This window comes from Streptomyces parvus (assembly GCF_032121415.1).
GTDB lineage: Bacteria > Actinomycetota > Actinomycetes > Streptomycetales > Streptomycetaceae > Streptomyces > Streptomyces globisporus_A.
Window position 1 is genome coordinate 113173 of the sequence record NZ_CP135079.1, and the last position, 25982, is coordinate 139154.

General features: G+C 71.6%; 15 protein-coding genes and 4 pseudogenes. 11 read left to right on the forward strand and 8 right to left on the reverse strand.

What is annotated here, in order from left to right:
* Positions 1-25: 25 nt before the first annotated feature.
* The gene (locus RNL97_RS01470; protein WP_030587649.1) at positions 26-1456 is read left to right on the forward strand and encodes a PP2C family protein-serine/threonine phosphatase; all 1431 of its coding nucleotides are present in this window, start codon (positions 26-28) and stop codon (positions 1454-1456) included.
* 142 nt (positions 1457-1598) lie between these two features.
* Here RNL97_RS01470 and RNL97_RS01475 read toward each other — a convergent pair whose 3' ends face one another.
* Positions 1599-3086: a DNA-binding protein NsdB gene (locus RNL97_RS01475; protein ID WP_030587651.1), complete on the reverse strand. Its 1488-nt coding sequence runs from the start codon at positions 3084-3086 to the stop codon at positions 1599-1601.
* Positions 3087-3317: 231 nt separating this feature from the next.
* Here RNL97_RS01475 and RNL97_RS01480 point away from each other — a divergent pair, with 231 nt between their 5' ends.
* From RNL97_RS01480 to RNL97_RS01495, 4 genes and pseudogenes are all read left to right on the forward strand, one after another.
* Positions 3318-4454 (forward strand): aminoglycoside phosphotransferase family protein, encoded by a 1137-nt coding sequence (locus RNL97_RS01480; protein WP_030587654.1) that lies wholly within the window; start codon positions 3318-3320, stop codon positions 4452-4454.
* Positions 4455-4949: 495 nt separating this feature from the next.
* On the forward strand, positions 4950-5615 hold the full coding sequence (locus tag RNL97_RS01485) for a transglycosylase SLT domain-containing protein (RefSeq protein WP_030587657.1): 666 nt from the start codon (positions 4950-4952) through the stop codon (positions 5613-5615).
* 136 nt (positions 5616-5751) lie between these two features.
* Entirely contained in the window at positions 5752-7965 is a 2214-nt protein-coding gene (locus tag RNL97_RS01490; RefSeq protein WP_243312990.1) for a terpene synthase family protein, read from the forward strand.
* A gap of 362 nt (positions 7966-8327) precedes the next feature.
* Positions 8328-10334 (forward strand): annotated as a pseudogene (locus tag RNL97_RS01495) (AMP-binding protein); the annotation flags it as partial.
* Positions 10335-10672: 338 nt separating this feature from the next.
* Here the strand turns inward: RNL97_RS01495 and RNL97_RS01500 are convergent.
* From RNL97_RS01500 to RNL97_RS01520, 5 genes and pseudogenes are all read right to left on the reverse strand, one after another.
* Positions 10673-11230: a TetR/AcrR family transcriptional regulator gene (locus tag RNL97_RS01500; protein WP_078652102.1), complete on the reverse strand. Its 558-nt coding sequence runs from the start codon at positions 11228-11230 to the stop codon at positions 10673-10675.
* A gap of 68 nt (positions 11231-11298) precedes the next feature.
* A complete protein-coding gene (locus RNL97_RS01505; protein WP_243312992.1) occupies positions 11299-12537 on the reverse strand; it encodes an MFS transporter in 1239 nt (412 codons plus the stop codon).
* A gap of 211 nt (positions 12538-12748) precedes the next feature.
* A complete protein-coding gene (locus RNL97_RS01510) occupies positions 12749-13249 on the reverse strand; it encodes a hypothetical protein (protein WP_003971159.1) in 501 nt (166 codons plus the stop codon).
* A gap of 77 nt (positions 13250-13326) precedes the next feature.
* Positions 13327-14205: pseudogene (locus RNL97_RS01515) on the reverse strand (thiolase C-terminal domain-containing protein); the annotation flags it as partial.
* A 106-nt stretch (positions 14206-14311) separates the two neighbouring features.
* Positions 14312-14731 (reverse strand): annotated as a pseudogene (locus RNL97_RS01520) (alpha/beta fold hydrolase); the annotation flags it as partial.
* Between the two features lie 200 nt (positions 14732-14931).
* Here RNL97_RS01520 and paaK point away from each other — a divergent pair.
* The 4 genes from paaK (at position 14932) to RNL97_RS01540 (ending at position 18861) form a co-directional block, all read left to right on the forward strand.
* Complete coding sequence (gene paaK / locus RNL97_RS01525; RefSeq protein ID WP_030587672.1) at positions 14932-16233, forward strand: phenylacetate--CoA ligase PaaK; 1302 nt, start codon at positions 14932-14934, stop codon at positions 16231-16233.
* 110 nt (positions 16234-16343) lie between these two features.
* Positions 16344-17225, forward strand: coding sequence for an ABC transporter substrate-binding protein (locus RNL97_RS01530; RefSeq protein ID WP_243312993.1), 882 nt, complete (start codon positions 16344-16346; stop codon positions 17223-17225).
* The gene (locus tag RNL97_RS01535; protein ID WP_243312995.1) at positions 17222-18100 is read left to right on the forward strand and encodes an amino acid ABC transporter permease; all 879 of its coding nucleotides are present in this window, start codon (positions 17222-17224) and stop codon (positions 18098-18100) included. The genes RNL97_RS01530 and RNL97_RS01535 overlap by 4 nt, the downstream gene beginning before the upstream one ends.
* Positions 18097-18861: an amino acid ABC transporter ATP-binding protein gene (locus RNL97_RS01540; RefSeq protein ID WP_030587681.1), complete on the forward strand. Its 765-nt coding sequence runs from the start codon at positions 18097-18099 to the stop codon at positions 18859-18861. Before RNL97_RS01535 ends, RNL97_RS01540 begins: the two co-directional genes overlap by 4 nt.
* Before the next feature lie 8 nt (positions 18862-18869).
* Here RNL97_RS01540 and RNL97_RS01545 read toward each other — a convergent pair whose 3' ends face one another.
* Positions 18870-20375: an acyl-CoA synthetase gene (locus tag RNL97_RS01545; protein WP_030587683.1), complete on the reverse strand. Its 1506-nt coding sequence runs from the start codon at positions 20373-20375 to the stop codon at positions 18870-18872.
* A 152-nt stretch (positions 20376-20527) separates the two neighbouring features.
* Between RNL97_RS01545 and RNL97_RS01550 the strand changes: the two genes are divergently transcribed.
* Complete coding sequence (locus tag RNL97_RS01550) at positions 20528-22942, forward strand: acylase (RefSeq protein WP_030587686.1); 2415 nt, start codon at positions 20528-20530, stop codon at positions 22940-22942.
* A 44-nt stretch (positions 22943-22986) separates the two neighbouring features.
* Here RNL97_RS01550 and RNL97_RS01555 read toward each other — a convergent pair.
* Positions 22987-23754 (reverse strand): annotated as a pseudogene (locus RNL97_RS01555) (AMP-binding enzyme); the annotation flags it as partial.
* A gap of 219 nt (positions 23755-23973) precedes the next feature.
* On the opposite strand from RNL97_RS01555, the gene RNL97_RS01560 reads away from it, so the two are divergent.
* Positions 23974-25842 carry a serine hydrolase gene (locus RNL97_RS01560; RefSeq protein WP_313750279.1) on the forward strand — a complete coding sequence of 623 codons (1869 nt, stop codon included), beginning with the start codon at positions 23974-23976 and terminating at the stop codon, positions 25840-25842.
* Positions 25843-25982: the final 140 nt, after the last annotated feature.

Consider the following 25982-nt stretch of genomic DNA (forward strand, 5'->3'; position numbering starts at 1 on the left):
GGCCGCGCCTGCAACGGAGTACGAGATGCCGTCCCCCCTCTTCGCGGACCGCCCCGCACCACAGCTTCCCGCGCACGACGCCGTCGACGACCTGATCCACCGGACGCGCCGCCTGCGCGGGGACGTGGACGCCGTGCGGCGGGACGCCGTCACGGTCGACGAGGACGATCCGCAGCTGCGCTGGCAGCGCGCCCTGTGCGAGCTGGCCGTGCACCATCTGGACACCCTCGACGAGCACCTGGGCCAGCTCAGGGCCGGTCTGCCGGGTCCGCGCGCCGAGGACTCCGCCCCCGGGGGCGAGGAGATGCCGGAGGACCCGGGGTCCGGTTCCCTGCTGAGCCGGGTGGGCAGCGCCGAGTGGAACCTCCTCACCGACGAGTCCAGCTGGTCCGAGGAGCTGTACGAGATCTTCGGCAGGCCGCTCGACTCCACCCCGCTCTCCCTGGACGACCTGCCGTCCGTGCTGCTGCCCGAGGACCAGCCGGTGCTCACCGCCATGGTGACGGGCTGCCTGGTCGACGGCCGGCCGATGGACGGCGAGTTCCGCATCGTGCGCCCCGACGGCGGCACGCGCACGCTGCACATGACGGGCGAGCCGGTCCTCGACACCGAGGGCTGCACCGCCTCCATGTGGGCGGTCCTGCGGGACGTCAGCGAGTTGCGCCGCAGCGAGCAGGCCGTGACCAGGAGCCGCGCGTCGGTACAGCGCGAGGAGCACATCGAGCGCACCGAGCACCGCATGGCCGTGGAACTGCAGGAGGCCGTCCTGCCGCCGTGGCGCGGATCGCTGCGCCTCTCGCCCCAGGGCCCCGGAGCCCTGGACATCGCCGCGCACTACCTCCCCTCCGCGTCGAGCGGGCTCATCGGCGGCGACTGGTACGACGCGATGGAGCTGCCGGACGGACGCACCCTCCTCACCGTCGGCGACCTCACCGGGCACGGCATCCCCGCCACCTCGGCGATGGCGATGCTGCTGGGCGCACTGCGGGGCATGGCCGTCGCCGGCATCGAGCCGGGCGCGCTGATGGGGCACCTCAACCAGGTGCTGGAGACGTCGATACAGCCCGCGCTGGGCAGTGCCCTGTGCTGCCGCTTCGACCCCGAAACCTCCGTTCTCTCCTGGGCGCAGGCAGGTCACCCCGCGCCGGCCCTCTTCCGCGCCGGTGCGGGACGGTTGCTGCCCCCGCCGGACGGGATACTGCTGGGCGCCGCGCCCCAGGCCGTGTTCGAGCAGGACGAGGTACGGCTCTTCCCCGGCGATGTGCTCGTCCTGCACACCGACGGGCTCATCCGACGCGGCGACCGGGGTGCGGGCCCGGAAGCACTGCTCGCCCTCGCCCCCCGGTTCGCGGAGGCCCGTACGGCACGGGAGTGCGTCCGGGGCGTCGTCGAGGAGTTCGGCGGGACCGAGCGCCTGGACGACGCGTGCGTACTGGTCGCCCGCATCGGGGCGTGAGCAAAAGCGGACGCGCGTCAGCGTGTGCAGGGGTACGCCCTGTGTGTCAGCGCCCGCGGGAGCACACGCTGCGTGCCGGCGCGTGCAGAGGCACGGACGTATCAGGGTGTGAGGGAGCACCGAGCGGCGCGGCGGGGCCGGTTCAGATCTGCGTGCCCCTGGCCTTCTTCTGGCTCGGCATCGACAGCTCGATCTCCTCGCGCAGCTCCTGGATCCCCGCGTATCCGGCGAACTGACCGGTGAGCCGGTACATCTCGCGGAGCCGGTCCCAGGTGCGGTGCGAGGAGGTCTCTCCCATCGACACCAGCGCGAGCCGGGCATAACGGTCGGCCTGTTCGGGGTCGTTGGCGATGAAGCACGCCGAGGCCAGCGAGATGTAGTCGAAGATCTTCGACCGCTGGCGCCCGTTGACCCGCAGCTCCAGCGCCTGCTTGGCGTGACGTTGGGCGATGGTCGCCGCTCCCGGGTCGTGCTCGGCCAGCGTACGGAAGGCGAGCGCCTGCATGCCGTGCAGATCGGCCTCGTCGAACATCTGCATCCAACTGGGCGCCGGAACATCGCTCTTGTCCGAGACGAAGAGCTCCTCGGCCTCGCCGAGGGTGCGCCGCATGGCCTGGCCGCGTCCCATCGACGCCTGTGCCCACGCCTCGATGGTGCGCAGCATCGCCTGCGTACGGGGCAGGGTCTCGTCGCCGGAGCCGGATGTGGCGAGCTTCATCAGGTCGAGTGCGTCGTCTGGGCGGCCCAGGTGCACCATCTGGCGTGCCGCACGGGAGAGCGCCTCTCCGGCGCGCGGCCGGTCGCCGCCCTCGCGGGCCGCGTGGGCGGCGATGACGAAGTACTTCTGGGCGGTGGGTTCGAGGCCGACGTCGTGGGACATCCAGCCCGCCAGGACGGCGAGGTTGGCGGCGACGCCCCACAGGCGGCGCTGGAGATGTTCGGGGTGGCGGTAGGCGAGCATGCCGCCCACCTCGTTGAGCTGGCCCACGACCGCCTTGCGCTGGAGTCCGCCGCCCCGGGACGCGTCCCAGGCGCGGAAGACCTCGACCGAGTGCTCCAGTGCCTCGATCTCCTCGGAGCCGACCGGTGCGGCCTCGTACCGGTCGAGACCGGCGGGATCGGCGTGGAAGGGATCATTGGTCCGTGGAGCGTCGGCCGCCGGAGCGGGGTCGCTGTGCAGCCATTCGTACATGGGGCCGGCGATGGTTGAGCCGGCGGCGAGCGCGGCGCCCGCACCCACCAAGCCGCGTCGGTTGAGCATGAGGTCCATTCCCGTGAATTCGGTGAGGACCGCTGCCGTCCGCTCGGGCGCCCACGGCAGTTGATCGGGATTGTGTTCCGTCCCGGAGTCACGCCGCTTCCCCACACGCCCGCGTCGGCCGAACCCGAGGTCCTCGATGGTCACGACACGGCCGAGCCGCTCGGTGAACAGAGCTGCCAGCACTCCGGGCACGGGATCACGCGGGGACTCCCCCATGTCGATCCAGCGCCTGACGCGCGAGGTGTCGGTGGCCAGCTGCGGGTGGCCCATGGCCGCCGCCTGCCGGTTCACCATTCTCGCGAGTTCGCCCTTGGACCAGCCGGCCAGGCCGAACAGGTCGCTGAGACGGGTGTTGGGTTCTCCGGTCACTTCAAGCCCCCAGGTTCTCGGCTGACTTGACACTAACCCCCTGTCAGATGCGCTGTGACTATTCGCCAGGGTTCGCCAGGGTCCGCCAGATGGTCTGCCACCCGTGACCCGTTGTCAGGTAGGAGTGCGCCACCCCGCCCGGCAGCCCTCGGTACTCCCCAGGGTGCCGAACGGCCGTCGGCCGGGTTGGCGCACGTACCTTGTCGGCGCACGAAGGGATCTGTCTCGCCCATGTACACAGCATCGTCCTCCGTGTCCGCCCCGCCCCGTCCGCTCCGCCCGATGGGCGCGGGCGGCGGGCCCTATCTCGCTCCTCACGCCGGCGCGCCGGCGCAGGGTCCGGGCCGGGCCCGGCGGGCCGCGGGACCGGGCGCCGGACCGCTCAGCGGAAGGATCGACCTGTCCGGGCCGCAGGGCGCGCAGGTGCGGATGGCCATCGCCTCCGTGCAGCGCATCTGCCCCGAGTTCAACCCGGTGCAGGTGCTCCGCCGCAGCGGCCGTTCGGTCCTGATCGTCGGAACGACCGGGCGGGCGACCGCCGTGGCGAAGTGTTTACTGGATCACTCGCCGGCGTGGACCGAGCGGTTCCGGCACGAAATAGCGGCGTACCGCGCGTTCGTCCGGCACCGGCCCCCGGTTCGGGTGCCCCGGCTGATCGCGGCGGATCCGGAGAACTGCACGCTGGTGATCGAGCGGATGCCCGGCCGGGTCGCCGCCCTCACCCGGCACCCGGCGGAGGCGCCGCCGCGGGCCGACATCCGTGCCGCGCTGGGCGCGATCGCCCGGGTGAACGCCTGGCGGCCCCCGGGCGGGCTGTTCGAGGCGCCGCTCGACTACGCCTCGCGGATCGCCCGCTACCACGAGCTCGGCCTGTTCACCGACCGTGACCTCGGCGACCTGCAGAAGCTGCTGCACGGGCTGGCCCATGCGGGCGGCCGGCAGGGCATGGGGCAGTTCTGCCACGGGGACGCCCTGCTCTCCAACATCCTGCTGTCGCCGACCGGACCGGTGCTCGTCGACTGGGAGCACGCCGGCTGGTATCTCCCGGGGTACGACCTGGCGACGCTGTGGGCGGTGCTGGGCGACGCCCCGGTGGCGCGCCGCCAGATCAGTCAGCTGGCCCAGGCCAAGGGCCCGGCCGCGCGGGACGCCTTCCTGGTGAACCTGATGCTGGTGCTGACCCGCGAGATCCGGAACTACGAGACGGCGGTGCAGCGGACCATGCGGGAGGCGCCCCCGGTGGGTGCGGGAGCCGACCGTCCGGGTGCGCTCTCCTCGGGTGAGGAGCAGCGGCTGCTGCTGCGGAGGCTGCACGACGACTGCGCGATGGCGCGGAGGGCGGTGCGGGCGGCGGTCGGTACCCGCTGAGGCGGGACGACGCCGGGACGAGCTACCAGGGCAGGGCCGAGAGAGCCCGCCCGTCAAGGCCACGGTGCTCACGTCACTGTGAGCCCGGACCACTGTGAAGAAGAAGCGCGTTGCGGGACCGGTGCCGACACACCGGTCCCGCAACGCGCTGTTCTGCGTTCGGTGACCGAACGCTGACCCTGTGCCGTTCCGGGGTCCCTCAGGGGTGAGGCCCGCCACGAGACCCACGTCACCTACGGCCTCCGGTAGGAGACGTGAGCCCTCCCGTCCGGCCCAACGAACCGCCCATATGGCTCATAAATTGGCATTTCACGATGAAGGGTAGTAAAGGCGGTCATTGCTTCCTATGTCGGTTCCCGCTAACCATGGATCCCGGCAGGCACCGAGTTCGAGCCCGCGTCGATCGCCCACCGGCGACCGCGGCCCGGACGACCCGGTACCCGCCGACGCGGCGCGAAGGCCGCGAAGCCCGTCCCCCATAGGAAGAGCTCACGCATGCCCCGCATCTCCCCCCTGCGCATCACCCGCTCGCACAAGATCGCCACCGCCGTGCTCGTCGCGGCCGGTTCCGTCACCGCCATAGCCGCCACCGGCGGTCCGGGCGAAGCGCAGACCACCGCGACCCGGTCCTCCGTCTCCGTGGAGCCGGTCGCCGCCGCGGGCATCCCCACGGCGAAGGACGCGGCCGAGAAGGCCGCGAAGGAGAACGCCGCCAAGGAAGCCGCAGCGAAGAAGGCCGTCGCCAAGGCGACCGCGGAGAAGGCGGCCGAGAAGGCGCGCTCCGAGAAGCAGGCCGCCAACCGCTCCACCGAGCGCAAGGCCGTCACGCCGAAGAAGTACGCGAACAACCTCGACGGCTGGATCCGCCAGTCGCTCGACATCATGGAGAAGAAGAACATCCCCGGCTCCTACGAGGGGCTGCACCGCAACATCATGCGCGAGTCCAGCGGCAACCCGAACGCCGTCAACGACTGGGATATCAACGCCCAAAACGGCATTCCCTCCAAGGGTCTCCTCCAGGTGATCCAGCCCACCTTCGACGCGTACCACGTCAAGGGCACCCCGAAGAAGCTCACCGATCCGGTCGCCAACATCACCGCCGCCGCCAACTACGCCGCGGACCGGTACGGCTCGATCGACAACGTCGACTCCGCCTACTGAGCCGACACCCCCGACATGTCGATGATGTGACTAATCGTCATCGTGCGTGCCCCGGATGGCCGAAGGGTAGTGCTGCGCGGACACCACCGGTCCGCGCGAATCCCCGCGCGGAGGCTTCTGGAAAGGCCTGACGCACATGGCACAGCCCTTCTCACTGCCGGATTTCTATGTTCCGTATCCGGCCCGGCTCAACCCGCATGTGGAAGCGGCACGCACCCACACCCGGGAGTGGGCCCGTTCCATGGGGATGCTGGAGGGATCCGGCATCTGGGAGGAGAAGGACCTGGAGGCGCACGACTACGCCCTCCTGTGCGCCTACACCCACCCCGACTGCTCGGCGGAGGCGCTCAGCCTCGTCACGGACTGGTACGTGTGGGTCTTCTTCTTCGACGACCACTTCCTGGAACTGTTCAAGCGCACGCCCGACCGGGAGGGCGGCAAGCGGTATCTGGACCGGCTGCCCGCCTTCATGCCGATGGAGCGCGGAGCCGCGACACCCGAGCCCTCGAACCCCGTCGAGGCGGGGCTCGCCGATCTGTGGGCGCGGACCGTGCCCGCGATGACGGACGACTGGCGGGCCCGGTTCGCGGAGTCGACGGAGAACCTCCTCAACGAGTCCCTGTGGGAGCTCGCCAACATCCACGAGGGCCGCATCGCGAACCCGGTCGAGTACATCGAGATGCGCCGCAAGGTGGGTGGCGCGCCCTGGTCCGCGGGCCTGGTCGAGTACGCGGCGAACGCGGAGGTACCGGCGCCGGTCGCCGGATCCCGGCCGCTGCGGGTGCTGCGGGACGCCTTCTCCGACGCCGTACACCTGCGCAACGACCTCTTCTCCTACCAGCGTGAGGTGGAGGACGAGGGGGAGAACAGCAACGGCGTGCTGGTGCTGGAGAAATTCCTCGGCTGCTCCACCCAGGAGGCCGCCGAAGCCGTCAACGACCTGCTGACCTCACGCCTCCAGCAGTTCGAGAACACCGCGCTGAGTGAACTCGGCCCCCTCTGCGCCGAGAGGGCCCTGGACCCGGCGCAGACCGCCGCCGTGCTGGCGTACGTCAAGGGGCTCCAGGACTGGCAGTCCGGCGGCCACGAATGGCACATGCGCTCCAGCCGCTACATGAACGGCGGCGGCGCGGGCGAGGCCGTGCCCGGCTTCGGCATGTCCGCCGCCTCCATCACCTTCACGCTCCGCTCGGAGACCGCGCGGGCCCGCAGCCACAGCCATGTGCCGTACCAGCACGTGGGCCCCTCGCTGCTCCCCGACTTCGATCTGCCCTTCACCACCACGCTGAGCCCCCACCTGGAGGGGGCGCGCGTCCGGCTGGTCGACTGGGCGCGGCGGATGGGCATTCTGGAGGCCCAGCCGGGCGTGCCGGGTTCGCACATCTGGGACGAGGAGCGGATCCGCGCGATCGACCTGCCGCTCTGCGCCGCGGGCATCCACCCGGACGCGAGCCCGGACGAGCTGGACCTGTCCTCGGGCTGGCTGGCCTGGGGGACGTACGGGGACGACTGGTTCCCGGTCGTACACGGGCGGGCCCGGGATCTGGCGGGGGCGCGGCTGGCGAACGACCGGTTGTCGCTGTTCATGCCGCTGGACGACGAGGGAACGCCGGAGCCGGTGAACGCGCTGGAGCGGAGTCTGGGCGACCTGTGGCGCAGGACGGCCGGCCCGATGGACGCCGGCGCGCGGCGCACCTTCCGTACCGCGATCGAGACGATGACCGAGAGCTGGCTGTGGGAGCTGGCGAACCAGGCGCAGAACCGCATCCCCGATCCGGTGGACTACGTGGAGATGCGGCGGGCGACCTTCGGTTCGGACCTGACGATGAGCCTGTGCCGGCTCGGCCACGGCCGGAAGGTTCCGCAGGAGGTCTACCGCAGCGGTCCGATGCGTTCCCTGGAGAACGCGGCCGCGGACTACGCGTGCCTGCTCAACGATCTGTTCTCGTACCAGAAGGAGATCGAGTACGAGGGTGAGGTGCACAACGGCGTCCTGGTCGTGCAGAACTTCTTCGGCGTCGACTATCCGACGGGCGTGGCGATCGTGCACGACCTGATGAACTCGCGGCTGCGGCAGTTCCGGCATGTCGCCGAGGTGGAACTCCCGGTGTTGTACGACGACTTCGGACTGGACGCCGAGGCGCGGGAGATCCTGGCGGGTTATGTGCGGGAGCTGGAGCACTGGCTGGCGGGGATCCTGATCTGGCACCGGGACTGCCGCCGCTACCGCGAGGAGGATCTGCGGGGCGGCCGGGCCGCGCCCTGGCATCTCGGCGGGCCCACGGGCCTCGGTACGTCGGCGGCGCAGGTGACCCGGATGCTGGCCGGAACGGTGGGCAGCCGGGGCTAGCTCCGCGGATCGCCCCCGGGAATACGGTCCGTCGTGGGAATCCCACGACGGACCGTGGCCGAATTCCATCAGGCCCCGTCGCACATGACCGAAAGCCGCCCCTCTACGCGCCATTATGTCTCCGCGTTAAATGTGCGATAAGCAACATGAAGCAAGCGTGAACACCTTCACAGCGACGGTCGCAGTTCCCCTTCTCGGTCCACCGTCTGCGCTGCTCAAGCGGGTAGCGATCCGGACGGCTCCCATCGCGACCCGGCCCCTACCTATTCGAGTAGTGGTTTCGCCGATCACCGAATGCCTATCGTTCCGGACGAATCAACCTGAGCGATGGGCGCCGGATCACCGGCGAAAGGGGAGAACCCATGAGTACGTATCGCGAGATTCCTCTGACCTCCTATCAGAAAGACATCTGGGCGGCCGAATCCAGGGCGCCCGGCGACCCTCAGTTCAACGTGGTCCAGCACGAACGGCTGACCGGCCCCGTGGACACGGACGCGCTGCACGACGCGCTGACCCGGACGCTCCTCGGTCATGAGGCGTTCCGGATCCGGTTCGCGGAGCGGGACGGCGTTCCGTTCCAGTGGTCCGGTGATCCCCGCGAACGGCCCGGGGTCTGGGAGCCTGACGAGGACCTCTCGGGCCGCGAGGACCCCGCGGCGGCCGTCACCGCCCGGCTGGAGGAGTTCCTGGCCGAGCCGTTCACCGTCCAGGACTCCCCGCTCGTCTCCGCGCTGCTCGTCAGGGAGAGCTCCGCGACCGTCCACCTGGCGCTGAAGGCCCATCATCTCGTCGTCGACGGCTGGGCGCTGAACACGGTGAGCGGCCAGATGTGGGAGGCGTACGCCCGGGGCGACGCAGCGGACAGCGCGCGGCCCCGGCTCCCGCACAGCGTGGTGGTGGAGGCCGATGCCGCCTACCGGGCTTCGGCCGCCCGCGAACGTGACCTCGCCTTCCACCGCGACGTCCACCGCGACACGGTCCCCGCGCTCTTCTCCCGCTCGGCGGGTGCCGAGGCCCCTGGCGGCCCGGGGCGGGCTCGCTACGGCTTCTCCGTCGACGCCGCGCTGGTGGACCGAATACGGGAGGGCGGCGGCTCGCCCTTCGGTGTCGTCGCCGCCGCGTTCGCCACCTACTTCGCACGGGTGCACCGCAGTGAGCAGATCGTGCTCGGTGTGCCCTTCCTCAACCGGCAGGACGAGCGGACGCGCTCGGTCGTCGGGCAGTTCGCCAACAGCCTGCCGCTGCGGGTGGACCTCCGCCCGGACGCCTCCCTGCCCGACCTCGCCGAGCAGGTCAGGACGAGAACGGCCGAGCTGCGCGGCCATGAGCGCCTCGCGCTGGGCGACGTGCTGCGCACGGTCGGGGAGCTGTCCGGAGGTGTCCGCGCGCTCTTCGACATCACCTTGTCGTACGTGCGTTTCCCGGCCGTGGCCCTACCGGCGGGAATCACCCGGGTGGCGTCGATCATGGCCCCCGTGCACCGGCAGGACGCGCTGGCGGTGACGGTCCACGCCGACGAGGGCGACGGCACGCTCCGGATCGCCCTCGACCACGCCCTGGACGTCTTCGACGAGGACTTCCCCGTCGCCGGTGTGGCCGAGCGGATCCGCCGGCTCCTGGAGGGCTCGGTCGAGGCCCCTGAGCGGCCCGCCCTCGCGCTTCCCCTGGTCGGCGAGGAGGAGCGGGCCGAGCTCGTACGGGCTGCCCGCGGACCCGATGTCGCCCACCGCACGGACCGCACCCTGCACGCGCTGTTCGAGGAACGGGCGGCGGCGCACCCCGGCCGCACGGCGGTCGTGGACGAGGCCACCGGGGAGCGGATCGACTTCGCGACCCTGGACGCGCGGGCCAATCAGATCGCCCACGCCTTACGGGCCCGGGGCGTGGGCCCCGACGACCGGGTGGCCGTGCTGATGCGGCGCGGGCCCGACCTGCCGGCCGCCCTCCTCGGCGTACTGAAGGCGGGCGGTGCGTACGTGCCCGTCGACCCCGGATACCCGCGGGAGCGGATCTCCTTCCTGCTTCAGGACAGCCGGGCGAGCGTCGTCCTGACGTCGGGTGAGACGCCACCGCCGGGCATGGACCCGTCCGTTCCGGTGCTGACCGTGCGAGAGCTGCTGCGCGGGCCGTCGGGCCCGGTGGAGCCGGCCGCGGGCCCGCACCACCTCGCGTACGTCATCTACACCTCGGGATCGACCGGCCGGCCCAAGGGGGTCATGGTCGAGCACCGCTCGGTGGTCAACCGCCTTGCCTGGATGCAGCGGCGCTACCCGATCGGCGCGGACGACGTGCTGCTCCAGAAGACCCCGATCTCCTTCGACGTGTCGGTGTGGGAGCTGTTCTGGTGGGCGGCCGAGGGCGCGTCCGTGGCGCTGCTACCGGTCCTCGGCGTCCGTGCCGTAGGCGGCCGGGTCCTCGGGGTAGGGCGACCAGTGGGTGCGGGCGCGCAGGGTCGCCGCCGCACGCTCCAGGGTGGGCCGGTGGGTGTCCACCAGCCGCTGTCTGGCGGGCGCGACGGGCGCGATCGGTTCGGGGGCGAGGGATTCCGGTACGGGGACGGTGTTCACACGGGCTCCTTGGATCGGAGGGGCCGGGCAGGCGGATTCGGGACGCTCCGGATGCGGGCATGGCGAAGCGGCCGGAGCACGGAACGGCCCGGAGAAGTGGAAAAGGGAGGGGGCGGGGGGAGGGCGGGTCGGCCGACCGGTCAGAGCAGGACGTGCCGTAGCACGGCCTCGAACTCCGCCGCCGTCGGCGGTGTTTCGGTCAGCAGTCCCTGGAGGAGCAGTCCGTCGATGACGCCCTTGAAGATCTGCACCCGGACCGGGTCGTCGGTGTAGCGCAGGGCGTATTCGGCGATGGCGTCCAGCCAGCGCCCGGTGGATGTGCGCAGCTCCGGCCGGCGGGCGGCGAGCAGGTAGAGCTCGTACTCGGCGAGGAGCCGGCCGGGGCCGCCCATCACGTTCGCGAGCAGCTCGGCGAGGGCGGTGAGGCCCTCGGGGCTGCCGTCGGCGCTCTCGGCCAGGCGTCGCATCCGTTCGGCGTCCTGGTCCATACAGACGGTGAGGGCGGCGGTGAGCAGGTCGTCGATGCTCTTGAAGTAGTAGGCGGCGGCGGTGGGGGGCTGGTTCGCCTCGCGCGCCACCGCCCGGTGGCTGACACCCGCGACGCCCTCGCGGGCGACCACCTGGAGGGTGGCTTCGATGAGTTCCTGCCGTCGGAGCTCGCCCTTGAGCAGGCGGCCGTCGGTCTGTGATGTGGTCATCGTGCCCTCCGGGCGTCGTGGTCGAGCGGGACGGGAGCGGCGTGCCGATCCTCGCGGCCGCGGGGCGTCTACAGGACCGACTCGGCGTGGCCTTCTTCTGCGGGCGCCTCCGCGCGCGCCCGCAGACTCCGGTTGAGGGGGCCCTGGGCGGTCAGCGCCAGCAGCACCGTCGCGCCGCCCGCGGCGATGGCCACGGCGAAGCCGCCGGAGGGGCCGAAGCGGTCGACCATACCGCCCGACACCGAGGCGCCGAGCGCGACACCGACGCTGAGGCCCGTGATCGCCCAGGTCATTCCCTCGGTGAGGGCGGCAGGCGGCACCGTCTTCTCCACCAGTCCCATCACCACGATCATGGTAGGCGCGAAGAAGAGGCCGGAGAAGAAGACGGCCGCGGAGAGCGTCGCGATGTTCCCGACGAGCAGCAGGGGAAGCGTGGTCAGGGCGGTGCCGGCCGTGCTCAGGAGGAGCAGCCGGGGCAGCGGGACGGTGAGCCGGAGGGCGCCGAAGACGAGCCCGGCGCCGGCCGAGCCGATCGCGTAGACGGAGAGGACGATGCCCGCGCTGGCCGGGGAGCCCTGCTCCTCGGCGAAGGCGACGCTCACCACGTCGACGGTGCCGACGATCGTGCCGCCCGCCACGAGGGTGAGGGCCAGCAGGACGAGCGGTCCGCCGCGCAGCGCGGAGACGCTCGGGGCGCCCTCGTCGGCCGGCTGGAGCACCGGCGGTTCGGTGCGCTTCTGCGGGACGAACATGAGGACACCGAGGGTGAGCAGCACCGCCGCCACCAGGGGCCCGGCCTCCGGGAAGAGTGCGGTGCTCAGCGCGACCGCGAGCGCGGGGCCCACCACGAAGGTGAGTTCGTCGACGACCGATTCCAGCGAGTAGGCGGTGTGGAGGCGGTCCGAGCCCCGGTAGACGTGGGTCCACCGGGCACGGACCATCGCGGCCATGTTGGGCATCGTCCCGGCCAGCACCGCGCTGGCGAAGAGGGTCCAGACGGGGGCGTCGTAGCGGGCGCAGAGAAGCAGCACGCCCATGGCGATGACGCTGAGGCCCGCGGCGGGCAGCAGCACCTTGCTCTGCCCCCGCCGGTCGACGACGCGGGAGATCTGGGGGCCGCAGAGGGCCATGGACAGCGTGAAGGTGGCGGAGACGGCGCCTGCCAGGCCGTACTGCCCTCGCATCTGGGACAGCATCGTGATGATCCCGATGCCGGTCATCGACAGCGGCATGCGGGCGACGAAGCCCGCGGCGGAGAAGGCTACGGAGCCGGGCGCCTTGAAGAGAGCGCCGTAAGGGTTGGCCATGGGGACGGACCTCCGGACGGGGGTGACGATGAACCTGAACGACCGTTACACATTGAACGGTCGTTACATTTTCTCACCGTAGTCGCTCCCCCGCCATCGGTGTCAACGCGCATTTCCGGACGTCATGGGCATCGAGAATCGGCCCGCCGGGATGGTCCGGGCAGGAAAAAAAGGCCGCCCGGCATATGCGGGCGGCCTAGGCAGATACGTTTCAGCCTTGCTGGAACAGCTCCGCGGGCAGGGGCTTGAGAAGGGTGTAGAGGTCGTCGGTGATCGGCCGGTCCCAGCTGGCGATGGTCACGAGGACGCCGTCGCTGCGGTCGAACTGGACGCAGGCGATCCGGCTCTCGGAGAGCTTGACACGGCGGACGATCAGCAGGTTGTCACCCTGCATGACGGGGACGTCCTCGGAACTGACGACCTCGATCGGCTCGTCGTTCTCCAGGGCGAGGAGCAGTTGGGCCACCTCGAAGGGGACCTGGCCCTCCTCGGTCTCGCGGGCGGGCGAGCCTTCCGGCAGGTTGCCGATGATCATCGCCGGACCCCGGCCGCCGTACAGGTCGTAACGGAGGAAGACGCCCTGGCAACTGCCGTCGGGGGCGGGAAGCAGACCGGCGCCGAGGTTGCCGGGCCAGTCCCCGGGGTCCATGGCCAGGACGTCGAAGTCCGGGCCCGCGGGTGTTGCGGCGCTACGGCGGCGGAGGAAGGACATGGAGCCCATGGTACGTGTCCCGGCTCACGTTGCGGAGCCGGGCCCGGGCCGCACGGGGCCGGGCCCGTCGCGCTCTCTCAGCCGGGCGGGGGCTGTGCTCCCACGAGCCACATGGCGAAGAACTGGGACCCGCCACCGTAGGCGTGGCCGAGCGCCCGGGCGGCCCCCGTCGACCTGGTGCTCCCCGGCTCTCCCCGGACCTGGAGGGCCGCCTCGGCGAAGCGGATCATGCCGGAGGCGCCCATGGGGTTGGTGGACAGCACGCCGCCCGAGGGGTTGACCGGGAGGTCGCCGTCGAGTTCGGTGACGCCCGCCTCGGTGAGTTTCCAGCCCTCGCCCTCGTCGGCGAAGCCGAGGTTCTCCAGCCACATCGGTTCGCAACAGGAGAACGGTACGTACATCTCGACGGCGTCGATCTCGCGGCGCGGGTCGGTGATGCGGGCCTGCCGGTGGACGTCGGCGGCGCAGTCCTTCCCGGCCTGCGGGGAGACGAAGTCCTTGCCGGCGAACAGGGTCGGTTCGCTGCGCATCGCCCCGCCGTGGACCCAGGCGGGCGGGTGCGGGGACCGGCCCGCGCCGGCCCGGTCGGTGAGGATCATGGCGCAGGCCCCGTCGGAGGAGGGCCAGGTCTCGGAGTAGCGGACCGGGTCCCAGAGCATCGGTGAGGACTGGACCTTCTCCAGGGTGAGTCGTGGTCGTGGATGTGAGCGTAGGGGTTCTTCAGCGCGTTGCGGCGGTCCTTGTACGCGACGAGCGAGCCCACCGTGTCGGGCGCTCCCGTTCGGCGCATGTACGCGCGGACGTGCGGGACGAAGAAGCCGCCCGCACCGGCCAGCAGCGGCTGCTGGAAGGAGACGGGCAGAGAGAGCCCCCCCCATGGCGTTGGACTCGGACTGCTTCTCGAAGGCGAGGGTGAGGACGGTACGTTGGACGCGGGCGGCGACGAGGTCCGCGGCGGGCGAACACGCACCGGCCGCGCTTGAGTTCTGCGGCCAGGGCTTCGCTCTCGGTCAGCTCGGCGCCCCCGTAGACGGATGCTTTGACGGCCTCGACGGCGAGCGGCTCGGCGGCCTCGCGCAGGTCCTGGTCGGTCGCCTCGATGCCCACGGCCCGGGTGCTGGGCATGACGAGGGTCAGGCTGCGCAGCCGCTCCGGGTGGCGGGCGGAGTGCAGGAGGGCCGGATCGGCTCCGGCCGAGTGGGTCAGGACGTCGATCCGCTCCAGGCCCAGGTGTTCGCGCAGCGCCTCGACGTCATCGACGAGGCGGTCGCGGCGGTACGTCGAGGGGTCCTCGGGGACACCGGACGCGCCCGTGCCGCGCAGGTCCAGCAGGACGAGCCGGCGCCGGGCTGCGAGCCCTCCGAGGTCGCCGAGACATGCGATCGCCCGCATCGGCCCGCCGGGCAGACAGATCAGCGGTTCCCCCTCGCCCACCAGGTGATAGGCGAGCGGGGTCCTGTCGTACGCGGAGAAGTTCGGCATACGCGCCGTCCAGACAGGAAGCCGTGAGCGGGCCCGGCGGACTTCGCGGCGGGCTGATCGGCTTCGAACGCCGCGCACCTCTTGCCAGCACCCCCGGCCGCCTGAATTACTGCTCCCAGGAAGATCGACCGAATGATCGGTCGCCTTCTTGCGGCCTGTCTGTCGCCCGTATGTCTCCTGTTGTGGAAGGAAGGGTCCTGATGACGGCCATGCTGGACGCGACGGAACGGCTCGGCCGGGGCGAACTGGAGGCCCTGCAACTGGAGCGGCTGCGGTCCACGCTGCGCCACGCGTACGACCACGTCCCCTTCTACCGGGACGCGTTCGACCGCGCGGGGCTGCGGCCGGAGGACTGCCGGACGCTCGCGGATCTGGCCCGTTTCCCGTTCACCGCGAAGACGGATCTGCGGGACAACTACCCGTTCGGGATGTTCGCCGTACCGGAGCACGAGGTGCGCAGGATCCACGCCTCCAGCGGCACGACGGGGCGGCCGACCGTCGTCGGGTACACCGAACGGGATCTGGACACCTGGGCCGACGTGGTGGCCAGGTCGATCCGGGCGGCGGGCGGGCGACCCGGCCACAAGGTCCATGTGGCGTACGGATACGGGCTGTTCACCGGTGGGCTCGGAGCGCACTACGGGGCGGAGCGGCTCGGCTGCACGGTGATCCCGGCCTCCGGGGGCATGACCGCGCGCCAGGTGCGGCTGATCCGGGACTTCCGGCCCGAGATCATCATGATCACGCCGTCGTACATGCTGACCCTGCTGGACGAGTTCGAGCGGCAGGGCGTCGACCCGCGTTCGACGTCCCTGAAGGTGGGGATCTTCGGTGCGGAGCCGTGGACCGAGGGGATGCGCCGGGAGATCGAGGACCGGTTCGCGATCGACGCGGTGGACATATACGGGCTCTCGGAGGTGATGGGCCCGGGGGTGGCGCAGGAGTGCGTGGAGACGAAGGACGGGCTGCACATCTGGGAGGACCACTTCTATCCGGAGGTCGTGGACCCGTTCACCGGTGAGGTGCTTCCCGACGGCGAGGAGGGGGAACTGGTCTTCACCTCGCTGACCAAGGAGGCGATGCCGGTGATCCGATACCGGACCCGGGACCTGACACGGCTGCTGCCGGGGACGGCGCGGACGTTCCGGCGGATGGAGAAGGTCACCGGCCGCAGCGACGACATGGTGGTCCTGCGCGGGGTGAACCTCTTCCCCACCCAGATCGAGGAGATCGTGCTCCGGACGCCCGGCGTCGCCCCGCACTTCCAGCTGCGGCTGACCCGGCACGGGCGGCTGGACGCGCTGACGGTCCTCGCGGAGGCGCGGGCGGACGCGACGACCGACGAACGGGAGAGGGCGGCGGGGGCCATCGCGGCGGCGGTGAAGGACGGCGTCGGGGTGTCGGTGGACGTCGAGGTCGTGGATCCGGAGACGCTGGAGCGTTCGGTGGGCAAGCTCCGGCGGATCGTCGACCTGCGGGAGAAGGAGTCCGGCACGGGGTGAACAGCGGTGCCGACCGGCGCTGTTCACACCACCGCAACACCCGTTCCCATTATGCGGACAGCTGCCGAAACGTCTCGACACAGGGGGCCGGACCCTGCGAGTCTCCCGCTATGCATCTCGCCCACCGGCCCCTGGTCATCACCGCTCTGTGCTCCGCCGTCGCCCTCTGCGCCGCCCTTGCGGGCTGTGCCCCGCAGGCGGAGGAGAAGAGGGCGTCGGCCGGGCCCGGTGCGACGGCGTCCTGCACGCCCGGCAAGCTCGCCACCCAGGTGCCCGGAAAGCTCACCGTCGGCACCGACAAGCCCGCGTACGCCCCCTGGTTCGCCGACGACGAGCCGTCCAACGGGAAGGGCTTCGAGTCGGCGGTGGCGTACGCCGTGGCGAAGGAGCTGGGGTACGGCCGCGATGCCGTGGTCTGGCAGCACGTGCCGTTCAACAGCGCGTTCGCGCCCGGCGCGAAGAAGTTCGACTTCGACATCAACCAGGTCTCCATCAGCGAGGAGCGGAAGAAGGCCGTCGCGTTCTCCTCCGGCTACTACGACGTCCGCCAGGCCGTCGTCGCGCTGAAGTCGTCGAAGGCCGCGAAGGCGAAGAGCGTCGCCGACCTCAAGGACGTGAAGCTCGGCGCACAGGTGGGCACCACCAGCCTCGACTTCATCACCGATCTGGTGAAGCCGAAGGAGAAGCCCGCCGTCTACCAGCGCAACGACTTCGCCAAGTCGGCGCTGAAGACCGGTCAGGTGCAGGCCATCGTGGTGGACCTGCCGACCGCCTTCTACATCACCGGGGCCGAGGTGCCCGAGGCGGAGGTGGTGGGCCAGTTCGCCGAATCCCCCGGTCGGCCGGAGCAGTTCGGGCTGGTCCTGGACCGGGAGAGCGCGCTGACCTCCTGTGTGAGCGGGGCGGTGGACACGCTGCGGAAGGACGGCACGCTGGCCGGCCTGGAGAAGAAGTGGCTCTCCGACGCCGTCGACGCGCCGGTGCTCAGGTGACCCTGCACAAGGCACCGGCCGTCGAGGACGCCTACGTCCCCTCCGAGCGCCGCATCGCCCGCGAGCGCTACCGGCGGGGGCGTACCCGGCGGGCCACCGCGATCGCCGCGGCCAGCACGCTGGTGGTGGGTGCGGCGCTGTTCGTGCTGATCACGAACTCGCCGGGCTGGGCCCGTACCAAGGAGACGTTCTTCAGCGCCCATTACGCGCGCGTCGCCTTCCCGCAGGTCCTGGAGGGGCTGTGGCTGAACCTGCGGTTGCTGGCGGTGTGCGGGGCGGCCGTGCTGGTGCTCGGTCTGCTGCTGGCGGTGGCACGGACCCTGCGCGGTCCGGTGTTCTTCCCCCTCCGCGCGCTGGCCACCGCGTACACGGACTTCTTCCGGGGGCTGCCGCTCATCATCTGTCTGCTGATGGTGGTGTTCGGGGTGCCCGCCCTGCGGCTGGAGGGGGTGACCACCGATGCGGTGCTGCTGGGCGGCAGCGCGCTGGTGCTGACCTACTCGGCGTACGTCGCGGAGGTCTTCCGGGCGGGCATCGAGTCCGTACACCCCTCGCAGCGGGCGGCGGCGCGTTCGCTGGGGCTGAGCAGCGGGCAGGCGCTGCGTTTCGTCGTGCTGCCGCAGGCGGTGCGGCGGGTGGTGCCGCCGCTCCTCAACGATCTGGTGTCGCTCCAGAAGGACACCGGGCTCGTCTCGATCGCCGGGGCGGTGGACGCCGTGTACGCGGCGCAGATCATCGCGAGCAAGGACTTCAACTACACGCCGTACGTGGTCGCTGGGCTGGTCTTCGTGGCGCTGACCATCCCGATGACCCGGCTCACCGACTGGGTGACGGCCCGGATGGACCGGCGGCGGGCGCAGGGAGGGCTGGTATGAGCACGGCAGCGGAAACGGCTCCGGTGCTGCGGATGGAGGCGGTCCGCAAGTCGTTCGGTACGTCGCCGGTGCTGCGGGATGTGGACCTGGAGGTGGCCCCGCACACGGTGACCGCCCTGATCGGCGCTTCCGGGTCGGGGAAGTCGACGCTGTTGCGCTGCGCCAACCTCCTCGAGGAGGTCGACGACGGGGCGGTCTTTCTGGACGGCGAGGAGATCACCGACCCGCGGGCCGACGCGGACGCGGTGCGCCGCCGGATCGGCGTGGTGTTCCAGGCGTACAACCTCTTCCCGCATCTGACCGTGCTGCAGAACATCACCCTGGCCCCGCGCCGTGTCCACGGGCTTTCCCGGGCCCGGGCCGAGACGGACGCCAGGGAGCTGATGGAGCGGCTGGGGCTCGGGGCGAAGGCGGACGAGTATCCGGACCGGCTCAGCGGCGGGCAGCAGCAGCGGGCCGCGATCGCGCGGGCGCTGGCCGTACGCCCCCGGCTGCTGCTCCTGGACGAGATCACGGCGGCCCTGGACCCGGAGCTGGTGGGCGAAGTGCTGGGTCTCGTACGGGAGGTGAAGGAGGACGGCATGACGATGGTGATCGCCACGCACGAGATGGCGTTCGCGCGTGAGGTAGCCGACCAGGTGTGCTTCCTGGACGGCGGGGTGGTGCTGGAGCGCGGCACGCCCGAGGAGGTGTTCGGCGCGCCCCGCGAGGAGCGCACGCAGCGGTTCCTGCGGCGGATCGTGGCGGCGGGGCGGCTGTAGCGGCCGGTTCAGGTCAGTTCGTCCCGCAGTTGCCGCTTGAGGATCTTTCCACTGGCGTTGCGCGGCAGTTGGTCGACGAACACCACGCGCTTGGGCGCCTTGAAGGCGGTGAGCTTCTCGCGGGCGTGGGCGATGAGTTCGCTCTCCTCCACGTCCGCCTCGGCGCGCCGGACGACGACGGCGGTGACGGCCTCGATCCACCGGTCGTCGGGGAGGCCGATGACGGCGGTCTCCGCGACGGCGGGGTGGGTGTAGAGGGCGTCCTCGACCTGGCGGGAGGCGACGAGGACACCGCCGGAGTTGATGACGTCCTTGACCCGGTCGACGACGGTGAAGAAGCCCTCGGCGTCGCGGACCGCGAGATCGCCGGAGCGGAACCAGCCGTCGCGGAAGGCCTGCGCCGTCTCCTCGGGCTTCTCCCAGTAGCCGGAACAGAGTTGGGGCGATCGGTAGACGACCTCGCCGGGCGTTCCGTCGGGCACGTCCTCGCCCTTCTCGTCGACGACGCGGGCCTCCACGAAGAGGACCGGCCGACCGCAGGAGTCCATGCGGCCCTCGTGCTCGTCCGGGCCCAGCACGGTGGCCAGCGGGCCGATCTCGCTCTGGCCGAAGCAGTTGAAGAAGGCCAGGTGCGGCAGGCGTTCGCGCAGCCGCTCCAGGACGGGGACGGGCATGATCGAGGCTCCGTAGAACGCCTTGCGGAGGCCGCCGAGGTCGCGGGTGGCGAACTCGGGGTGGTCGGCGAGGGCGATCCAGACCGTGGGCGGCGCGAACAGGCTGTCGGCCAGGCCCTGTTCCACGAGTTCGAGGATGCGGGTGGCGTCCGGCGCGTCCAGGATGGTGTTCTCCGCGCCCACCGCCAGATAGGGCAGCAGGAACACATGCATCTGGGCCGAGTGGTAGAGCGGCAGGGAGTGCACGGGCCGGTCGTCCGCGGCGAGGCCGAGCGCGGTGATCGCGCTGACGTACGCGTGGACCAGGGCCCCGTGCGTCATCATCGCGCCCTTGGGCAGGGCCGTGGTGCCGGAGGTGTACAGCAGCTGCACCAGATCGTCGGAGGCGGGCGGACGCTCGGGGGTGAAGGGCCGTTCCGCGGTGAGGGCGTCGAGCAGCGAGCCGGGAGCGTCCCGCAGCGCACGCACGGGGCGGCCGGCGGGGAGCCGCCCGGCGAGGTCCGGATCGGTCAGCACGAGGGAGGAGCCGGACTGGTCGAGGAGGTAGGCCAGGTCGTCACCGGTGAGGTGCTGGTTGACCGGTACGTGGACGAAACCGGCCCGGGCGCAGGCGAGGAAGCCGATCAGATAGGCGTCGGAGTTGTGCGCGTAGGCGGCCACCCGGTCGCCGGGGGCGAGCCCGTGCTCCTCGGTGAGGACGGCGGCGGCCGTGGAGACGGCGGCGTCGAGCGAGCGGTAGGTCCAGGCCCGGTCGGCGTACCGCAGGGCGGTCCGGCCGGGGGTGCGCCGGGCGCTGCGGGTGAGGACGCCGTCGACCGTGCTGCTGCGTACACCTGTCATGGCGTGATCCTGTGCGGGCCGGGCCCCCGGGTCAAGAGGCCGGATACCGACCAGATGGTTGACAGTCGCCGGGGCTCCCTGGCTGAGTGGCGCGTGGTGTCCGGATGGTCCGGTCAACCACCTGTGCCACCCGCACCGTTGGGAGGAACACCTTGAGATTGCGAAACCGTCTGAGACTGCTCGGGGTTGCCGGTCTCGCCCTGTTCACCGTGTCGGCGTCGCTGCCGCCGGCGACCGCGTCGGGGCCGGGGCAGGAGCGGCACCCGTCCGGCGGCGGGCTCTCCGCCGTCATCCGGTACACGGAGTACGGCATTCCGCACATCGTGGCCAAGGACTACGCGCAGCTCGGCTTCGGCACCGGCTGGGCGCAGGCCGCCGACCAGGTGTGCACACTGGCGGACGGGTTCCTCACGGTGCGCGGGGAGCGGTCGAGGTTCTTCGGACCGGAGGCGGCCACGGACTTCTCGCTGTCCTCGGCGGCGACGAACCTCTCCAGCGATCTGTACTTCCGGGGCGTCCGGGCCAGCGGCACGGTGGAGAAGCTGCTGAAGGCCCCCGCGCCCGCCGGCCCGAGCCGGGACGTGAAGGAGACGATGCGCGGGTTCGCCGCCGGGTACAACGCGTGGATCGCGCAGAACCGGATCACCGATCCGGCCTGCCGGGGCGCGTCCTGGGTGCGTCCGGTGACGGCGCTGGACGTGGCGGCGCGCGGGTACGCGCTGGCGGTGCTCGGCGGCCAGGGGCGCGGGATCGACGGCATCACGGCCGCACAGCCGCCGACCGCCGCTCCCCCGGCGGCCGGGGTCACCCCCGAGGAGGCGGCGTCGGCGGCGAAGCGGCTGCTGTCGGCGCAGAACGCGGACATGGGGTCCAACGCGGTGGCCTTCGACGGTTCCACCACGGTCGACGGGCGCGGGCTGCTGCTGGGCAACCCGCACTACCCGTGGCAGGGCGGACGTCGTTTCTGGCAGTCGCAGCAGACGATCCCCGGGGAGCTGAACGTGTCGGGCGCGTCGCTGCTGGGCGCGACGACGATCTCGATCGGCCACAACGCGGATGTGGCGTGGAGCCACACGGTCGCCACGGGCGTCACGCTGAACCTCCACCAACTGACGCTCGACCCGGCCGACCCGACCGTCTATCTGGTGGACGGGAAGCGGGAGCGGATGACGCGGCGGACGGTGAGCGTCCCGGTGAAGGGCGCGGCCGACGTGAGCCGCACCCAGTGGTGGACCCGCTACGGGCCGGTCGTCACGTCGATGGGTGCGGCGCTGCCGTTGCCGTGGACGGCGACGACGGCGTACGCGCTGAACGATCCGAACGCCACGAATCTCCGGATGGCGGACACGGGTCTGGGCTTCAGCAAGGCCCGGGGCACGGCGGACGTCGAACGTTCGCTGCACCGCTGGCAGGGCATGCCGTGGGTGAACACGATCGCGGCGGACCGGGCGGGGCACTCGTTCTTCGCCCAGTCGCAGGTGCTGCCGAGGATCACGGACGACCTGGCGGAGCGCTGCTCGACCCCGCTGGGCCGGGCCACCTACCCCGCCTCCGGCCTCGCGGTGCTGGACGGTTCGCGGACGGACTGCGCCCTGGGCAGCGACCGGGACGCGGTGCAGCCGGGGATCTTCGGCCCGGGCCGGATGCCCGTGCTGAAGAACCGGCCGTACGTGGAGAACTCCAACGACAGCGCGTGGCTGACCAACGCGGACCGGCCGCTCACCGGGTACGAGCGGGTCTTCGGCACGATCGCGACACCCCGGTCGATGCGGACGCGCGGCGCGATCGAGGACGTCGCGGCGATGGCGGACAAGGGCCGCCTCGGGGTGAGGGACCTTCAGCGGCAGCAGTTCGCCAACCGGGCGCCGGCCGGGGATCTGGCCGCGTCGGAGGTGGCGGAGTGGTGCGCCGCTCTGCCGGGCGGTACCGCGGTGGGCTCCGGCGGCACGCCCGTCGACGTGTCGGAGGCCTGCCGGGCGCTGCGGCGCTGGGACCGGAAAGTGGACAGCGGCAGCCGGGGCGCGCTGCTCTTCGACCGGTTCTGGCGGAAGACGGCGGCGGTCCCGGCGGCCGAGCTGTGGAGGACGCCGTTCGACCCGGCCGATCCGGTGCGCACCCCCCGCGACCTGAACACCGCCGCGCCCGGCGTGGGCAGGGCCCTGGCGGACGCGGTGACGGAGCTGCGGGCAGCCGGCATCGCGCTGGACGCGCCGCTGGGCGAGCACCAGTTCGTCGTACGGATCGGCAAGCGGCTCCCGATCGGCGGCGGGACGGAGTCGCTGGGCATCTGGAACAAGACCGAGCCGGTGTGGAACGCGGCGGGCGGCGGCTATACGGAGGTGTCGTCGGGCTCCAGCTACATCCAGGCGGTCGGCTGGGACGCCAGCCGCTGTCCGGTGGCGCGGACGCTGCTGACGTACTCCCAGTCGGAGAACCCGAGGTCCCCGCACTTCAGCGACCAGACCCGGCTGTACGCGGCCGAGCGCTGGGTGACCTCCCGGTTCTGCGAGAAGGACATCGCACGCTCGCCGGACCTGCGGGTGGTGCGGGTGCACGAGCGGCGGTAGGTCGCGCCCGGGGGCGGGGCGCCCGCCCCCGGAAGCCGCCTCGGCTACAGCGGCCGCTTACAGCCCTCCCAGTACGGTTCGCGCAGTCGCCGTTTGCAGAGCTTGCCGCTGGGGTCGCGGGGCATGGCGGTGATGAAGTCGAGGGAGCGGCGCCGTTTGTACCCGGCGAGCCGCTCCTCGCAGTGGGCGAGGATCTCGGCGGCGAGGGCGTCCGACGGCTCATGGCCCGCGGCCGGTTCGACGACGGCCTTGGCCTCCCCGCCCCGGTCGGCGTGCGGGATGCCGAAGGCGGCGGCGTCCGCGACGGCGGGGTGGGTGAGCAGGGCCGACTCGGTCTCGGCGGGGTAGATGTTGACGCCCCCGGCGATGATCATGTCGATGTTGCGGTCGCGGAGGAAGAGGTAGCCGTCCGCGTCCAGGACGCCGAGATCGCCGACGGTGAAGAAGTCGCCGATGCGGTTCTTGCGGGTCTTGGTCTCGTCCTTGTGGTAGCTGAAGCCGCCGGTGCTCATCTTCATGTAGACGGTGCCCAGTTCGCCCGCCGGAAGCCGGTTGCCGTCGTCGTCGAAGACGACCAGTTCGCTGATCGGCCACGCCTTGCCGACAGTTCCGGGCTTCTTCAGCCAGTCCTCGGCGGTGGCGAACGCCCCACCGCCCTCGCCGGCCGCGTAGTACTCCTCGACACAGCTCCCCCACCAGTCGATCATGGCGCGTTTGACGTGGTCGGGGCAGGGCGCGGCCCCGTGAACGGCGTGCCGCATCGAGGAGACGTCGTAGCGGGCCTTCACCTCGTCGGGCAGGGCGAGCAGGCGGCAGGATGCCGCAGCGGTGCGGCCGAGGGAAGAGCTTTGCTGATGCAGTGTCAGATTCTTTGGGCTCCTGGACCCGTCCGGAAACGCGGAGGTGACAGTAACCTCTGCGGCGGCAGGAACTTTCACTGCTCGACGAGATTTCGGAAGTTACTTTCGCGCGGGCTGCGGAAGCCGGGCACGGCTCGGTGACCGGACGTCAGGCGCGGGAAGGAGTTGCGGATGACCGGGGACACGCAGGGGTACGGGCGGACCTCCCGGAACACCCCACGCACCGCCGGGAGCGGCATCGCCCGGCGGCGGGTGGGCGGCGGGATACTGGCGCTGGGCGGGGCGCTCGCGCTGACGCCGATTCCCCTCGCGGGCGCGGCCGCCCGGAGCGGGCCGGGCAGTGCGGACAGGGGAGCGGGCATGGAGCCAGGGGCACACCGGCCCACACTGCGGCGCGGCAGCGCGGCCCGCGCCGGGCTGCTCCAGGAGCCGCTGGACCAGCTCGTCCGGGACGCGGAAGCGTATCTGGCGGACTCCCCCAAGCACCCCTGGTACGCGGGTGCGGTGCTGCTCGCGGGGCGGGGCGGCACGGTGGCGCTGCACCGGCCGATCGGCAAGGCGGTGCGCTACTCCGCGTACGACGAGAAGACGGACACCGGGGTGGAGTTCCCGGCGGACCGGCAGATCGCGATGGCCGAGGACACCGTCTTCGATCTGGCCTCGATCTCCAAGCTGTTCACCTCGCTCCTGGCGGTCCAGCAGATCGAGCGCGGGAGGCTGGAGCTGGAGGCGACGGTCGCCTCGTACCTCCCGGACTTCGCGGGCGGCGGCAAGCAGGACATCACGGTCCGTCAACTGCTGACCCACACCTCGGGTTTCCGGTCGTGGATCCCGCTCTACAAGGAGCCGACCCGGGAGGGCAAGCTCCGCATGCTGTGGGACGAGGTCCCGGCGAGCACCCCGGGCACCGCCTACCTCTACTCCGACCTCAATCTGATCTCGCTGCAGCTGATCCTGGAGCACCTCACCGGCCGCCCGCTGGACGTCCTGCTCCGCGAGGAGATCACCGCCCCGCTCGGAATGCACCGCACCCGCTTCAACCCGCCCGCCTCCTGGAAGCCGAAGATCGCGGCGACCGAGGACGCCCGGCTGCCCTGGTCCGGTCTGGAGCGCGGTCTCGTCTGGGGCGAGGTGCACGACGAGAACGCCTTCGGCTTCGGCGGGGTGGCGGGCCACGCCGGAGTGTTCTCCTGCGCCTGGGACCTCGCGGTGCTCGCCCGGACGCTCCTCAACGGCGGGGTGTACGGCCGCTCCCGCATCCTGTCCGAGGAGTCGGTGGACCTGCTGTTCACGGACTTCAACACCGCGTTCCCGGGTGACGAGCACGGCCTCGGCTTCGAGCTCTACCAGCACTGGTACATGGGCGCGATGGCGAACCCGCGCAGTGCGGGGCACACCGGATTCACCGGGACCAGCCTGGTGCTCGACCCGACGACCGACACCTTCCTCATCGTGCTGGGCAACTCCGTCCACCCCGTACGGAGCTGGCGCTCGGGCAGCGCCCCCCGGGTGGCGACCGCGAACCAGCTGGCCCGGGCCGTTCCGGTCCGGCCCGAGCGGGGGCGCACGGCGTGGTTCTCCGGGATGGCCGCCGCCTCCACGGCCACCCTCACGCTGCCCGCCCTGCGCCTGGGCTCCGCCCGGGCCCGGCTGGAGTGCGCGCTGTGGTGGGACACCGAACCGGCCTCCGACGGCCTCTTCCTGGAAGCGTCGGCGGACGGGGAGGACTGGCAGCCGGTGCCGTTCACGACCGTACGTCAGGGCTCCGGCCACCGCCCGGATCCGCTGCCGCACCCGGAGGGCTCGGTGACCGGCTGGTCGGGACGGGTGTGGCACCGGCTGGAGGCGGACCTGTCGGCCTGGCGCGGCACGAGCCTCCAGCTGCGGTGGCGGTACACCACGGACCAGCTGTACGTGGGGCGCGGCGCCTATGTGGACGCCCTGCGGGTGCGGGACGGGGGCCGCACGGTCTTCGACTCCGAGCGGCCCCGGGACGCGGGGCGCATCGGGGCGGCGGGCTGGGTGCTGTCGGCCGACTGAGCGGCGCGGCGGGGCGCCGCGCGTGGTGCGCCGGCGCCCGCCCGACGCCCCCGCCACAATGGCGTCGCGTCCGGTGCGTACCGACGTCACCACCGGTTCATCCGGGGGCCGTTGGATGGAGCGAGCCGTATGCGAGCCGC